The sequence below is a fragment of the Pelagibius sp. genome (genome assembly GCF_965227505.1).
GTDB lineage: Bacteria > Pseudomonadota > Alphaproteobacteria > Kiloniellales > Kiloniellaceae > Pelagibius.
On record NZ_OZ245757.1, the window covers coordinates 2146568 to 2159569 of the forward strand.

Consider the following 13002-nt stretch of genomic DNA (forward strand, 5'->3'; position numbering starts at 1 on the left):
CGGAGGGCTTTTTCAAAGCCCAGAGGAGCCTTGGCCGGGCCTGGTCCGCAGCGTAAACGCGCCGGGCCTACGGTTGCCGGGCCCATGGATATTGGCGCCCAAACTGCGGTTGATAGAGCGGCGATTGATCGGAGTCATCGATGATCGCGCCCCCCCATCCCGGAGGGACGGCTTGCCAAGAAAGCGGCACACGCCCATCTTTGGCAGATGGCGCGTCACGCCATCCTTCTGGTCGCCGCCGTCCTGCTGTCCGCCTGTGCGGGCCCGCAGCCCAGCCTCTATGCCCCCAAGGAAAGCCGTGACGGCTATACCGACGAAACCCTGCCCAAGGGGCTCTACCGGGTTTCCTTTCAGGGCAACCGCGTCACCGCACGCGAGCAGGCGGAAGCCTATGCCCTGTTCCGCGCCGCGGAACTGACCCTGGAACTGGAGGCCGAGGCCTTCGTCGTGCACGACACGCTGGTCGAACAGCTGACCACGGTGACCCGGGACTGGAGCCACGATCCCTGGGCCTACTCCGGCTTTTCACGGCGCTACCGCTATTACAGCTATCGTCCGTTGACGCCGATCGAGCGGGAATCAACCACCTACCGCGCCGTCCTGACCATCGAGCCCTATTCCGGCGCGCCGCCCGAAGGCGGCAAGCGCCACGACGCCCGCGCCGTGGTGGAACGCCTGGCCGACCGGATCGTCCGCCCGCCCACCGAGAACGCCGACCGGACCGAAGGTCCCCAACCGTCAGGGCCGGAGGCCCCTAAGAAGACACAGCCCGCCGGCCCGGGGAACACGAGCGTGAACACAAGCGGGAACACAAGGATGTGACCCCCCGGGCTGTCTTCAGCGGGCTACCTTGCCGCCCGAACGATGAATCACAGACCCCATTCCGCCGATCAACGAGGGAGCCTCTTCCGTGTCCAAGCTGCATGCGCTCTGCCTTGCCCTGACCCTGCTCGCCACCACCTTCGCTTTTGCCAGCTCCGGAACAGCCGCCTCTGGCGCGGCGGCAGAGGGAACCGTGGTGAAGAAAAGCAACCACTCGGTTGCCGCGACCATCGACCGGCTGGAGGCGATCCTTAAGGAAAAGGGGCTGACGATCTTCGCCAGGGTCGACCATCAGGCCGGCGCCCAGAAGGCCGGGCTGGAACTGAGGCCGACGATGCTGCTGGTCTTCGGCAATCCCAAGCTGGGCACCCCGCTGATGCAGAGCGGCCAGACCATCGGCCTGGACCTGCCGCAGAAGGCCCTCGCCTACGAGGATGCCGCCGGCGATGTCTACCTCGCCTACAACGATCCGGCCTACCTCGCCGGGCGTCACGCCATCGCTGACCGGGATGAGGTCTTCAAGCGGATCAGCGGCGCCCTCGGCAACTTCACCGACGCTGCAGTCAAATAGAGCCGTTCAGCAGGGCCTTCAAACTGGCTCCGCGAACTCCAGCAACACTCCGCAGGCAACATGGGGCGGCAGGCGCAGCACCTGCTTGCCGTCCCAGTGGACCGGCAGGCCGGCGCGTTCGAGCACCGTTGCCGTGCGCGCCAGGTCGTCGACCGCAATGCGCAGGGCCGCCAGCCAGGGCGTCGGCAGCCGCGGAGCGCCGGCCAGCCCGGGGTGCAGCAGCGCCAGCATGTCCGGCGTGGTAAAGCGCAGCCAGGTTCCCAGGCAGTCCACCTCCACCACGCCGTCGCCGGCGCGCACCCGGTCGAAGCCGAAGAGCTCGGCATAGGGAATGGCCAGGGCCGAGGGGTCCTTCACCACCGAGGTCATGGCGATCAGGCCGGTGGCGCCGTTGGCGTGCTCGGTCCAGCCGTTCTGCCAGACCAGTTCCGGCGTCAGATGCTGACAGACGAAGGCCGAGGTGCCCGGGGTCGCCTCCGGCGGCAGATGCAGCAGCTTGAAGCGCGGCCAGACCTCGCCGTCGGGGTCCTCCAGAATGCGCTTCAGATCGCGCATGTCGCCGGGCTGAATCCCGGCCCGGCTGAGCGCGCGGGCGGCAAGGGAAACGTCGTCGCTGGCGAAGGCCAGCCCCAGCAGCCCTTCGCGGGATTCCAGGAAGCGGTTCAGGTTGTTGGTGAACTGGCTGGGGTCGATGATGCCCAGCAGCTCGATGTAGTCGTCGCGGAACATCACGCAGTAGTTGGCGGTGCCCCAGCCGATATGGCGGCCGCGCGGCGACAGCGTGAACCCCAGGCGCTGATAGGCATCGTGCGCCGCTTCCAGGCCGCGCACGCCGACCAGAACATGATCGATCCCGCGGATCGGCCGGGCCGCCTCAACGCCCCGGTCAGTGACCACCAGCTTCATCGGCTCTGCGCCCTCCCTTCAGACAGGTCCGTCGAGCCGCCCCGATTCGGCTTTCCTATTCTAGCGGCTCCGTCCTGCCGTTACAGAACCCGACCTGCAACGGCATCCAGACGGGCCATGACTTCCGGATCGCGCGCCTCCTCCCGGGTGATCACCGCCGCGTCGAGAGCACGGTGGCAGCCACGGTCGCAGAGCGCGCTGCGGCCGGCCAGCTTCGGCACCACCTGCTTGATCAGCGCCCGCGCCTTGTCGGCATTGGCCAGCAGCGTCTGCACCACCTGGTCGACCGTGACGGCGTCATGCCCGTCGTGCCAGCAGTCATAGTCGGTCACCATGGCGACCGTCGCGTAGCAAATTTCGGCCTCCCGGGCGAGCTTGGCCTCCGGCATGTTGGTCATCCCGATGACGTCGCAGCCCCAGGAGCGGTAGAGTTCGGATTCGGCCCGGGTCGAGAACTGCGGGCCTTCCATCACCATGTAGGTGCCGCCGCGGTGCCTGGGCAGATCCAGCTCGCCGGCCGCCGCCTCCAGGTGATCGCCCAGGCGCCCGCAGACCGGCTCGGCCATGGACACATGGGCCACCATGCCCGGCCCGAAAAAGCTCTTCTGCCGGGCGAAGGTGCGGTCGATGAACTGGTCGATGATCACGAAATGCCCCGGCGGCAGGTCCTCGCGCAGCGATCCCACGGCACTCAACGACAGGATCTCCGTCACCCCGGCCCGCTTCATGGCGTCGATGTTGGCGCGGAAGTTCAGGTCCGTCGGCGGCACCTTGTGGCCGCGGCCGTGGCGCGGCAGGAAAACCAGGCGCTGGCCGTCCAGCTCCCCGAACAGCAGCGCGTCCGAAGGCTCGCCGAAGGAGGAGATCATCCGGCGCCATTCGGCGTTCTGCAGGCCGTCGATCTCGTAGATGCCGCTGCCGCCGATAATCCCGATCACCGGCGGCAGGCCCGCTCCCGGCCCGGACTGCGCCATGGTCTGTTCCTTTCCTTGCTTGCGGGCAGGTCGCCCCTTGCGGTCCCGGCGGCGCCCGAGCGCCCGGTGCCTTCTTGAGGGTTCCCATGTACTGGACGCCCGCCGGCTTGCCAAGAACCAGCGACCACCAACCCGAAACCGCGGACGATCCGCCGATACAAAAAAGGGCCGCCCAGAGGCGGGCGGCCCTTTTGCTTCAGAAGATCGGCGACAGATTAGTGCACGTCGGCCCAGACCTTGCGCTTTGCGGCGTAGAGGATGCCGGTGAAGACGAGGAGGAAGAGGATGACCTTGATACCCATGCCCTTGCGCTCCTCCAGCTTCGGCTCCGCCGTCCACATCAGGAAGTTGGCGACGTCGGTGGCCATCTGCTCCACCGTCGCCGGCGTCCCGTCGGCATATTCGACACCGTCGTCGAACAGCGGCATCGCCATGGCAATGCCGTAGCCCGGGAAGTAGGCATTGAAGCTCAAGCCCTCGGAAAGGCCGAGATCCTCGATGCTCTCGACCGGCTGCGGCTCTTCCGGCGGCGTCGGACGGGTTGCCTCTTCGCCGGCCTCGACCCGGTCTTCATAAACCGCCAGCATGGCCTCGTAGTTCTCGAGAGCGGCCTCGTACTGCACCTGCCGGTTCTCGGTTTCGAGCGCGAAGATCTCCTGCAGGGTTTCGTCGGAGACCTGATCCTCGTAGCCGTGCCCCATCAGCGCCAGCAGATAGTCCGGACCGTTCGCACGGGCCTTGGCCATCAGCGAGAGGTCCGGCGGCAGCGCGCCGTTGTTGGCGAAGGCCGCCGCCCTGTCGTTCGGGAACGGGGCCGGGAAGTAGTCGAAGGGCAGGCCCGCCCGTTCGAACATCTCGCCCTCGTCGTTCGGGCCGTCAATGACGATGGCCTCCGCCGCCATGGCCTTGATCTCGTCCTCGGAGTAGCCGAGCTCGACGAGATTGCGGAAGGCGATGTAGTCCATGCTGTGGCAGCCGGCGCAGACAGCCCGATAGACCTGAAGACCGCGCTGTACGGAGGCCCGGTCGTAGGTTCCGAAGATGCCGTCGAAAGACCATTCAAAACTGGGCAGGGGAATGCCTTCGCCGGCTGCGCGGGCGGTGCCGGGCGCCGCGACGGTCGCACCGGCGGCAGCGGCCAGCGCCGCCAGACCAAAAATCATACCCTTGCGCATCAGGCTTTCTCCATCGGCTTGGCGGGGGCCCCGGCCATAGCGCCGCCGCCGCCCTTCAGAACAGGCTCGCTGATCGAAGTCGGCAGCGGCTTGGGCGTCTCGAAGACACTGAGCAGCGGCAACACGACCAGGAAGTGGAGGAAGTAGTAGGCCGTCGACACCTGAGCGATCAGCAGCCAGAGGCCCTCCGCCGGCTTGGCGCCGGCAAAGCCCAGCAGCACCACGTCGATCAGCAGCAGCACGAAGAAGAGGCGGAAGATCGGCCGGAAGCGCCCGCTGCGCACCGGCGAACGGTCGAGCCAGGGCAGCACGAAGAGCAACGCGATGGACCCGAACATGGCGATCACGCCGCCAAGCTTGGCCTCGATGATGACCACGCCGGTAAAGGGGATGCCGACGTCGAAGGTGATGGCGCGCAGGATCGCGTAGAACGGCAGGAAGTACCACTCGGGCACGATATGCGCCGGCGTCGACAGCGGGTTGGCGGGAATGTAGTTGTCCGCGTGCCCCATGTAGTTCGGCAGGTAGAACACCACCGCCGAGAAAACGACCAGGAAGGCGCCCAGACCGAAGGCGTCCTTCACCGTGTAGTACGGATGGAAGGGAATGGTGTCCTGCGGCCCCTTGGTGTCGATGCCGATCGGGTTGTTGGAGCCGAAGCGGTGCAGAGCCCAGATGTGCAGGATCACCACGCCGACGATCACGAAAGGCAGCAGATAGTGGAGGGCGAAAAAGCGGTTGAGCGTCGGGTTGTCGACCGAGAAGCCGCCCCAGAGCCACACCACGATGCTATCGCCGAAGAACGGGATGGCGGAGAACAGGTTGGTGATGACCTTGGCGCCCCAGAAGCTCATCTGGCCCCAGGGCAGCACATAGCCCATGAAGGCGGTGGCCATCATCAGCAGCAGGATGACGACGCCGAGCATCCATAGCAGTTCGCGGGGCGCTTTATAGGAGCCGTAGTAGAGGCCGCGGAAAATGTGGATATAGACCACGATGAAGAAAAAGTGTGCGCCGTTCATGTGGATGTAGCGAATCAGCCAGCCGTAGTTCACGTCGCGCATGATGCGCTCGACCGACTCGAAAGCGTGATCGACATGGGCCGTGTACTGCATCGCCAGCAGGATGCCGGTGATGATCATGATCACCAGGGTGATGCCGGCCAGGGACCCGAAATTCCAGAAGTAGCTGAGGTTCTTCGGCGAGGGGTATCCGGAGCCCACGGAGTGGTCCAGGAACGAGAAGATCGGCATGCGATGCTCGATCCACTTGATCACCGTATTGTTGGTCTGAAAGCCGCTCATGACGTGGTCTCCCCCTAGCCGATCACGATGGTCGAGTCGTCCGTGAACTCGTAGGGCGGCACCGGCAGGTTGGTCGGCGCCGGGCCTCTGCGAATGCGCCCGGAGGTGTCGTAGTGGGACCCATGGCAGGGGCAGAACCAGCCGCCGAATTCGCCGCGGTTCTGGCCCGTCTTCTGCCCCAGCGGCACGCAGCCGAGATGGGTGCAGACACCGATCACCACCAGCCATTCGGACCGCAGGACCCGGTCCGCGTCACTCTCGGGATCCGGCAGGGTGGCGACCGCCACGTCCTCGGCCTGGGCGATCTGGTCCGGCGTGCGATGGTCGATGAAGACCGGGCTGCCGCGCCAGGTGATCGTGATGCGCTGGCCTTCGGCGATCGGCGAAAGATCGACCTCGGTGGACGAGAGCGCCAGCACCTCGGCGGAAGGATTCATCGAATCGATCAGCGGCCAAGCGACCGCACCGGCCCCGACCACGCCCATCGCACCAGCTGCAAGGTAGAGAAAATCACGCCGCGTTTCGCCCGTTTCGACCTGGGCAGGTGTGGCGGAGTCAGCCATACGTCTTCCCCTAGAGATCCCACTGATTGCGGCCTGTCAGCCAGGGGCCCAAGTAGCAAGACACCACGGGCCGAACGCACCGCACCATACGAACTTATCCTGTCAGGGAGCATCAGACATGCGGCATGCTGCCGCAGCGCGGGGCCCCCATCGCTCGCTTACCGCGCCCGATATAGAGTAATTTCCATGGGAACGCAAAGCCCCAGAATGCGGCCCCTGGGCCCGGGACTCCCTCCGGATTCATCAGGGCCTCACCAGATCCTCGAACCATCCGAAGCTGCAATTCCACCGTCCTATGCGCCTCGCCCTCTTCCAGCCGGACATTCCACAGAACACCGGCGCCCTGATTCGCCTTACCGCCTGTCTGGGCGTGCCCCTGGATATCATCGAACCCTGCGGGTTTCTGTTCGACGACAGGCGCCTGCGCCGCGCCGGGCTGGACTACCATGACCAGGCGGAGCTCCGCCGTCACAGCTCTTGGGAAGCCTATCAACAACACCTTAACGGGCGGTTGCTGCTCTTGACGACCCGGGGCGGCACCGCCTACACCGATTTCAAATACGAAGGGGGCGACAGCCTTTTGCTGGGGCGCGAGTCGGCCGGGGTTCCGGACGCCGTTCACGAAGCCGCCACAGCCAGACTGGTGATCCCCTTGCGCCCGGAGACGCGCTCGTTGAATGTTGCCCTGGCCGGCGCGATGGCCCTGGGCGAAGCCCTGCGGCAGACAGATGGCTTTCCTGGCGGCTTCCCGGGGATGGGGAACCAGACTTAACTCCGGGCATTTGTTGGACTTGGGGGGAGCAGCCGGCCGATGAGCGATCCGATCGAAGACCGCAAGCAGCAGGCGAAGGCCTGGTTCGAGGACCTGCGCGACCGGATCTGCGCCGCCTTCGAGGCCCTGGAGGACGAGATCGACGGCCCCAACGCGGAGCGCTTCGCGGAGCATGCGCCCGGCCGTTTCGAGCGCAAGGCCTGGGACCGGCCGGATGGCGGCGGCGGGGTCATGGCGCTGATGCGCGGCCGGGTCTTCGAGAAGGTCGGCGTGAACGTCTCCACGGTCTTCGGCAGCTTCTCACCGGAGTTCGCCAAGCAGATCCCCGGGGCCGAGGAAGATCCGCGCTTCTGGGCCAGCGGCATCTCGCTGGTCGCCCACATGCAGTCGCCCCTGGTGCCGGCGGTGCACATGAACACCCGCCACATCGTCACGACGAAGAGCTGGTTCGGCGGCGGCAGCGACCTCAACCCGATGTTTCCCGACGACAGCGACACCGCCGACTTCCATGCCGCCTTCAAGACCGCCTGCGACCGCCACGACGCCGACTATTATCCGCGCTTCAAGAAGTGGTGCGACGAGTACTTCTTCATCCCCCACCGCGGCGAGGCGCGCGGGGTCGGTGGCATCTTCTACGACTACATCGACAGCGGCGACTGGGAGAAGGACTTCGCCTTTACCCGGGACGTCGGCAGCGCCTTCCTGGAGATCTATCCCCAGCTTGTGCGCCGCCACATGCGCGCGCCCTGGAGCGACGATCAGCGCCGCCACCAGCTGTTCCGCCGCGGCCGCTACGCCGAATTCAACCTGCTCTACGACCGCGGCACCAAGTTCGGCCTGCAGACCGGCGGCAACGTCGAGGCCATTCTCATGAGCCTGCCCCCCGAAGCGGCCTGGCCCTAAGCGGCCCCCTTACCGGCACGCCTCTCGAGTTCGACGAGGCAGGCCTTGCGGTCGGGCTCGAAGTCGCGCCCGATCCACCAGTCCTCGACGGCACCCAACAGATCGCCGACGCGCGGGCCGGCTTCGATCCCGAGCGCCAGCACGTCGCTGCCGCTCAAGGGAAAGCGCCGCGGCGTCCAGGTCACCACCTGGCCGAGCGCCGCCTGCAGCCGGTCCACGTCACTGTTGTCTCTTGCCGCCTGCAAAACCAAGTCGTCGGCCACCGCGGCGGCCCCGGCCCGGTAGAGCGCGCCGCGCAGGGCGGCGCGGACCTCTTCCGGCGCGCCCGCCGGGTCGAGGCCGCGTCGCGCCGCCTTCAAGGGCGGCGCCGGATCGGCCAGGCGCTCCAGCTTCTCGGTCTGGGCACTCGAAAAACGCAGCCGCCCGGCCACCGCGGTGGCGGGCGGGCGCTGCGCCGGCAACAGGGCGGCCAGACGCATGATGGGATCGTCGTGGCCGACCTCGCCCTGGGTCAGCAGACGCTCCAGCGTCGCCAGTTCGCCGGCTTCCGGGAGGAACGCCTGAAGGATGGCGTGGTCGCGCATCAGCGCCAGCGCCGGCAGCGGATCGCGCGCGGCGAGCAGCTTCAGGAATTCCACACGCAGCCGTTCGCCGGAGAGGTTGCACAGGCGCGGCGCCAGCGCCGTCATGGCATCCAGCAGCGCTTCCTCCGGCCTGACACGACCGTAGTGGGCGTGAAAACGGAAGAACCGCAGCAGGCGCAGATAGTCCTCCTCGATCCGCGCGCGGGCGTCGCCGACGAAGCGCACCCGTCCGGCGGCCAGGTCCGCGCGTCCCCCGAAGGGATCGAAAAGATGCCCGTCGGGACTGCAGGACATGGCGTTGAAGGTCAGGTCCCGGCGCGAGGCGTCGGCCATCCAGTCGTCGGTGAAGGCGACCACCGCCCGCCGCCCGTCGGTTTCCACGTCCTCGCGCAGGGTCGTGATCTCAAAGGGCTTGTGGCCGGCCACGGCGGTCACCGTGCCGTGGTCCAGGCCGGTCGGAATGACCTTGATGCCGGCGTCGCGCAGCAGGGACATTACGGTTTCCGGCGTGTCCGGCGTGGCGATGTCGACGTCGTTGACGGGACGCCCGGCCAGCGCATCGCGTACGCAGCCGCCGACGAAGCGCACCTCGCCGCCGCCCGCGGTCAGGGCGGCGACGACCCGGCGCGTCTCCGCTGCGACCATCCAGTCCTGGATTTCCAGCCGTTCCGGCTGAGACATATTGCTTTGGCCCCGCGGCCCCTCATCACCCTAAACGCGGCCCCTGACGGCGCCGCCGGTCTAGTCGGCGGGATGGGCCGGCACCACTTCGCCATCGACAAAGGCCGGCGGCAAGACTTTCGTGCCGGGGGCCACGCCGCGATCGAAGCCGACGAGCAGCAGGGACGCCGTCATCAGCACCGCGCCGGCAAGCGCCATCCACAGCCAGGGCACGGGCTCTTCGCCCGGCACCGCCCCGCCCTCGCCGGCAGCGGCGGCGCGCTGTCGGCGCGCCCACCAGACATAGAGCCCATAGACGATGAAAGGCGCCAGCAGGGGCAGGATGACGACCAGAAAGATACGAATCATGAGCTCAGCAAATCCCGGTCCTCCAGGACCTCGACAAGGTTGGAAAGCATTCCCGCGGTGGCGCCCCAGATGAAGTAGTCGCCAAAGGGATAGGCGTAGAAGTAGCGGGTCTTACCATGGAACACGCGGCTGTGGGTCTGGCGGTTGGCGCGATCCAGAAAGAACGTCAGCGGCACCTCGAAGATCTCGTCCACCTCCCCCGCCTCCGCCTGCAGGGTCAGCGGTGGCGTGACCAGACCGATGACGGGAATAACGCAATAGCCGGTGCGCACCACATAGCTGTCCAGGCGGCCCGCCAGGCTCACCCGGTCCCGGCTGAGCCCGACTTCCTCTTCGGCTTCGCGCAGGGCGGCAGCCTCCGGGCCGGCATCGCCGGGGTCGATGCGGCCGCCGGGAAAGCTGATCTGGCCGGGATGGTCCGGCAGATCCTTGCTGCGGCGGGTCAGAATGATGGTCAGTTCGTCCCCGCGGTTGACGATGGGCACGAGGACCGCCGCGTCGCGCAGCGGGCTGGCGGGATCGTAAAGATCAGGATTGAGATCGTGATCGCCGCGCGGCGCGGCCCTGGCGGCCGGCGACTCCGGCGCCCCCCGCCGGGACGGTTCCGGCAGGTCGGCCAGACGCAGCAGGATGTCGTCCAATCTCACGCCGCCAATCTCACACCACTTGTCCCTTCACGCCCGCAAGGCGCCTCAGACCGCGCTTCCCAGCGGGAAGAACAGCCCGCCGCTCCAAACGCCCAAGCAGTCCGGCGGTAGGTTCTCTTGCGCGGGGGCAGCAACCGCCAGCTCGGCAAGCTCATAATAGACCGGGCGCAGAATGCGCGCCTCAAGCCCGTCCCTTACCTCTATATAGGGCCTCGGCCCGCTCCTTTCATCGCCGCGCCGGGCGTCGTCGCCAGCCCCCGCCCGGCCCGCCGCAACCCGCAGCGGATGAGCCGCACCGGCCTCCACCCAGTCGTCCAGATTCGTGCGAAACCGCAGGCTCTGGCGCTGTCCCCGGCCTTTCACGGAAAGTTCAACCGCCACGAAGGGCACATCCTCGACCGTGATGCGGCCCTTTTCGACCGGTGTCTGCAGCCAGTAGCAGCCCTCGCCGTCGCGCCGCAGGACCGAAGCGAAGAGCCGCACCAGGGGCTTGCGATGAATCACCGAACCCTTATGAAACCAGGTGCCGTCGCGGGCGATTCGAATGTCGAATTCCCCCCCTTCAGCGAACACTTCGGCGCCTGGCGACTGGTCAGCGGGCATCGAAAGCCTTATCCTTAACGTTAAGAGATCAGCGGCCGGCCTTGCCCAGTGCTTCTCCATTCAGCGCTTGGGCCAGAGCCCGCCTGAACCCATCTTACCGTTGGGAGACGCTGCCACGTGACGACAACTCCGACCCAACAGGCCCCGACCCAGCAGGCCCCCGACCAGCATGTTCCAGGCCAGCCCCCCGCCGATTCCGCCGCGCTGGCGGAACATATCGAGGAGCTGGGCGAAAAACTGACGCGGGTGCGCGAGAGCATCGGCCAGGTCATTTTCGGCCAACAGGAGGTCGTCGATCAAACCCTTATCACGCTGCTGGCGGGCGGCCATGCCCTGCTCATCGGCGTCCCCGGCCTGGCGAAAACGCGCCTGGTGGAGACGCTGGGGGCCGTTTTCGGGCTGGAGGACAAGCGCGTGCAGTGCACGCCTGACCTGATGCCCGCGGATATCCTGGGCTCCGAGGTGCTGGAGGAGAGCGAATCGGGGCGCCGCGCCTTCCGTTTCATTCCGGGCCCGGTGTTCTGTCAGCTCCTCATGGCCGACGAGATCAACCGGGCGAGCCCGCGGACCCAGTCGGCCCTGCTGCAGGCGATGCAGGAGCACCGGATCACCGTGGCCGGTCACGGCCACGACCTGCCCCGGCCCTTCCACGTGCTCGCGACCCAGAATCCCCTGGAGCAGGAGGGCACCTATCCCCTGCCGGAGGCCCAGTTGGACCGCTTCCTGCTGGAGATCGACGTCAGCTACCCGGAACTGGAGGCGGAACGCCGCATCCTGCTGGAGACCACCGGCCCCGAGCAGGCCGACGCCCAGGCGGTCATGAACGCCGAGGAACTGATGGAAGTGCAGCGCCTGGTCCGCCGCGTGCCGGTGGGCGAAAGCGTGGTCGAGGCCATTCTCGCGATCGTGCGCAACGGCCGGCCCGTGACCAGCGACCTGGAAGAGGTCCGCAGCCAGGTCGCCTGGGGCCCCGGGCCGCGCGCCAGCCAGGCCCTGATGCTCGCCGTCAGGGCGCGGGCGCTCATCGACGGGCGGTTCTCGCCCTCGGTGGAAGACGTCGTCCACCTGGCCGGCCCGGTGCTGCGGCACCGCATGGCCCTCAGCTTCGCCGCCCGTGCGGACGGCGTGACGCTGGATCACATCATCGCACACCTGACCGCCCCTTATGGCTGATCGACAAAGGACGACCATGGGCTTGACCGGGCCGCACAGACGGGACGTACGCAGACGGGACCTAGGGACAACGCGCGGGGTCGTTAAGCGCGCATGAGCGCAACGCTCCCGCTGCGGCATCGCGCCGAGCAACTGGCGGCGACCCTGCCGCCGCTTCTCGTTGCCGCCGAACGGGTTGCCTCGACCGTGGCCCAGGGCGTGCACGGCCGCCGTCGGGTCGGTCAGGGCGAGACCTTCTGGCAGTTCCGCCACTACGACATGGGCGATCAGCCGCAGTCCATCGATTGGCGCCAGTCGGCCAAATCCGACATGGTCTTCGTGCGCGAGATGGAGTGGGAGGCGGCCCAGTCGGTCTGGATCTGGCGTGATACCTCGCGCTCCATGTCCTGGACCTCCGACCGCAATCATCCGTCCAAGCGGGAGCGCAGCGACCTGCTGGCGCTGGCCCTCTCGGTGCTGCTGATGCGCGGCGGCGAACACGTGGCGCTGCTCGGCTCCGGCATCCGCCCCTCCAACAGCCGGGCGACCCTCTCGCGCATTGCGCTGATGCTGGAGAAGCAGGACCTCTCGGAGGAGGAACTGCCGCCGGCGGTTCCGCTTCCCCGCAGCGCCCAGATCGTTCTGATCGGCGACTTCCTGGCGCCGCTGGAAAAGATCGACCGGGCGCTGCGCTACTACGGCGAAAGCGGCCTCAGGGGCACGGTTCTGCAGGTGCTCGATCCGGCCGAGGAAAGCCTGCCCTACGAGGGCCGGGTCAACTTCGAAGGATTGGAAGAGGAGGCGCCCTGGCTGGTGTCGCGGGTCGAATCGGTGCGCGACAGCTACGCCAAACGCCTGGCCCGGCATCGCGAGGGGTTGCGCGACATCACCCGCGCCCTCGGCTGGGGCTGCGATTTCCATCACAGCGACCAGCCGCCGCAGTCGGCGCTGCTGCGTCTCTATACCACCCTGTCCCAGGTCCCGGTGTGAGGGCGGC

General features: G+C 67.2%; 15 protein-coding genes. 6 read left to right on the forward strand and 9 right to left on the reverse strand.

Annotation, left to right across the window (positions count from 1 at the left end):
- Positions 1–207 precede the first annotated feature (207 nt).
- A complete protein-coding gene (locus ACO06P_RS10115) occupies positions 208–822 on the forward strand; it encodes a CC0125/CC1285 family lipoprotein (RefSeq protein WP_420345120.1) in 615 nt (204 codons plus the stop codon).
- An 88-nt stretch (positions 823–910) separates the two neighbouring features.
- Complete coding sequence (locus tag ACO06P_RS10120; RefSeq protein ID WP_420345121.1) at positions 911–1393, forward strand: DUF302 domain-containing protein; 483 nt, start codon at positions 911–913, stop codon at positions 1391–1393.
- A gap of 18 nt (positions 1394–1411) precedes the next feature.
- Here ACO06P_RS10120 and ACO06P_RS10125 read toward each other — a convergent pair whose 3' ends face one another.
- From ACO06P_RS10125 to petA, 5 genes are all read right to left on the reverse strand, one after another.
- On the reverse strand, positions 1412–2299 hold the full coding sequence (locus ACO06P_RS10125; protein ID WP_420345122.1) for a VOC family protein: 888 nt from the start codon (positions 2297–2299) through the stop codon (positions 1412–1414).
- 80 nt (positions 2300–2379) lie between these two features.
- Entirely contained in the window at positions 2380–3273 is an 894-nt protein-coding gene (locus ACO06P_RS10130) for an S-methyl-5'-thioadenosine phosphorylase (protein WP_420345123.1), read from the reverse strand.
- A 215-nt stretch (positions 3274–3488) separates the two neighbouring features.
- A complete protein-coding gene (locus ACO06P_RS10135; RefSeq protein WP_420345124.1) occupies positions 3489–4448 on the reverse strand; it encodes a cytochrome c1 in 960 nt (319 codons plus the stop codon).
- A complete protein-coding gene (locus tag ACO06P_RS10140) occupies positions 4448–5752 on the reverse strand; it encodes a cytochrome b (RefSeq protein WP_420345125.1) in 1305 nt (434 codons plus the stop codon). Before ACO06P_RS10140 ends, ACO06P_RS10135 begins: the two co-directional genes overlap by 1 nt.
- Before the next feature lie 14 nt (positions 5753–5766).
- The gene (gene petA / locus ACO06P_RS10145; protein ID WP_420345126.1) at positions 5767–6315 is read right to left on the reverse strand and encodes a ubiquinol-cytochrome c reductase iron-sulfur subunit; all 549 of its coding nucleotides are present in this window, start codon (positions 6313–6315) and stop codon (positions 5767–5769) included.
- 295 nt (positions 6316–6610) lie between these two features.
- On the opposite strand from petA, the gene ACO06P_RS10150 reads away from it, so the two are divergent.
- Both ACO06P_RS10150 and hemF read left to right on the forward strand, forming a co-directional pair.
- Positions 6611–7087, forward strand: a complete 477-nt coding sequence (locus tag ACO06P_RS10150) for a tRNA (cytidine(34)-2'-O)-methyltransferase (RefSeq protein WP_420345127.1) — start codon at positions 6611–6613, stop codon at positions 7085–7087.
- Between the two features lie 39 nt (positions 7088–7126).
- Positions 7127–7990, forward strand: coding sequence for an oxygen-dependent coproporphyrinogen oxidase (hemF, locus tag ACO06P_RS10155; protein ID WP_420345128.1), 864 nt, complete (start codon positions 7127–7129; stop codon positions 7988–7990).
- On the opposite strand, the gene ACO06P_RS10160 is transcribed toward hemF, so the two are convergent.
- From ACO06P_RS10160 to ACO06P_RS10175, 4 genes are read right to left on the reverse strand one after another with little or no spacing between them, the layout of a single operon-like run.
- Positions 7987–9255: a CCA tRNA nucleotidyltransferase gene (locus ACO06P_RS10160; RefSeq protein WP_420345129.1), complete on the reverse strand. Its 1269-nt coding sequence runs from the start codon at positions 9253–9255 to the stop codon at positions 7987–7989. The two genes, hemF and ACO06P_RS10160, sit on opposite strands and share 4 nt — an antisense overlap.
- A gap of 60 nt (positions 9256–9315) precedes the next feature.
- Positions 9316–9603 carry a hypothetical protein gene (locus ACO06P_RS10165; RefSeq protein ID WP_420345130.1) on the reverse strand — a complete coding sequence of 96 codons (288 nt, stop codon included), beginning with the start codon at positions 9601–9603 and terminating at the stop codon, positions 9316–9318.
- On the reverse strand, positions 9600–10250 hold the full coding sequence (locus ACO06P_RS10170) for a CoA pyrophosphatase (RefSeq protein WP_420345131.1): 651 nt from the start codon (positions 10248–10250) through the stop codon (positions 9600–9602). The genes ACO06P_RS10165 and ACO06P_RS10170 overlap by 4 nt, the downstream gene beginning before the upstream one ends.
- A 45-nt stretch (positions 10251–10295) precedes the next feature.
- Positions 10296–10853 (reverse strand): DUF1285 domain-containing protein, encoded by a 558-nt coding sequence (locus tag ACO06P_RS10175; RefSeq protein ID WP_420345132.1) that lies wholly within the window; start codon positions 10851–10853, stop codon positions 10296–10298.
- 204 nt (positions 10854–11057) lie between these two features.
- Between ACO06P_RS10175 and ACO06P_RS10180 the strand changes: the two genes are divergently transcribed.
- Together ACO06P_RS10180 and ACO06P_RS10185 are read left to right on the forward strand one after the other, a co-directional pair.
- Positions 11058–12026, forward strand: a complete 969-nt coding sequence (locus ACO06P_RS10180) for an AAA family ATPase (protein ID WP_420349618.1) — start codon at positions 11058–11060, stop codon at positions 12024–12026.
- A gap of 93 nt (positions 12027–12119) precedes the next feature.
- The gene (locus ACO06P_RS10185) at positions 12120–12995 is read left to right on the forward strand and encodes a DUF58 domain-containing protein (protein ID WP_420345133.1); all 876 of its coding nucleotides are present in this window, start codon (positions 12120–12122) and stop codon (positions 12993–12995) included.
- Positions 12996–13002: the final 7 nt, after the last annotated feature.

Coding starts and splice junctions, on each gene's coding strand:
- ACO06P_RS10140 (WP_420345125.1), bottom strand. CDS start 5,752: ATGAGCGGCTTTCAGACCAACAATACGGTGATCAAGTGGATCGAGCAT.
- ACO06P_RS10175 (WP_420345132.1), bottom strand. CDS start 10,853: ATGCCCGCTGACCAGTCGCCAGGCGCCGAAGTGTTCGCTGAAGGGGGG.
- ACO06P_RS10160 (WP_420345129.1), bottom strand. CDS start 9,255: ATGTCTCAGCCGGAACGGCTGGAAATCCAGGACTGGATGGTCGCAGCG.
- ACO06P_RS10165 (WP_420345130.1), bottom strand. CDS start 9,603: ATGATTCGTATCTTTCTGGTCGTCATCCTGCCCCTGCTGGCGCCTTTC.
- ACO06P_RS10135 (WP_420345124.1), bottom strand. CDS start 4,448: ATGCGCAAGGGTATGATTTTTGGTCTGGCGGCGCTGGCCGCTGCCGCC.
- petA (WP_420345126.1), bottom strand. CDS start 6,315: ATGGCTGACTCCGCCACACCTGCCCAGGTCGAAACGGGCGAAACGCGG.
- ACO06P_RS10150 (WP_420345127.1), top strand. CDS start 6,611: ATGCGCCTCGCCCTCTTCCAGCCGGACATTCCACAGAACACCGGCGCC.
- hemF (WP_420345128.1), top strand. CDS start 7,127: ATGAGCGATCCGATCGAAGACCGCAAGCAGCAGGCGAAGGCCTGGTTC.
- ACO06P_RS10130 (WP_420345123.1), bottom strand. CDS start 3,273: ATGGCGCAGTCCGGGCCGGGAGCGGGCCTGCCGCCGGTGATCGGGATT.
- ACO06P_RS10185 (WP_420345133.1), top strand. CDS start 12,120: ATGAGCGCAACGCTCCCGCTGCGGCATCGCGCCGAGCAACTGGCGGCG.
- ACO06P_RS10115 (WP_420345120.1), top strand. CDS start 208: ATGGCGCGTCACGCCATCCTTCTGGTCGCCGCCGTCCTGCTGTCCGCC.
- ACO06P_RS10125 (WP_420345122.1), bottom strand. CDS start 2,299: ATGAAGCTGGTGGTCACTGACCGGGGCGTTGAGGCGGCCCGGCCGATC.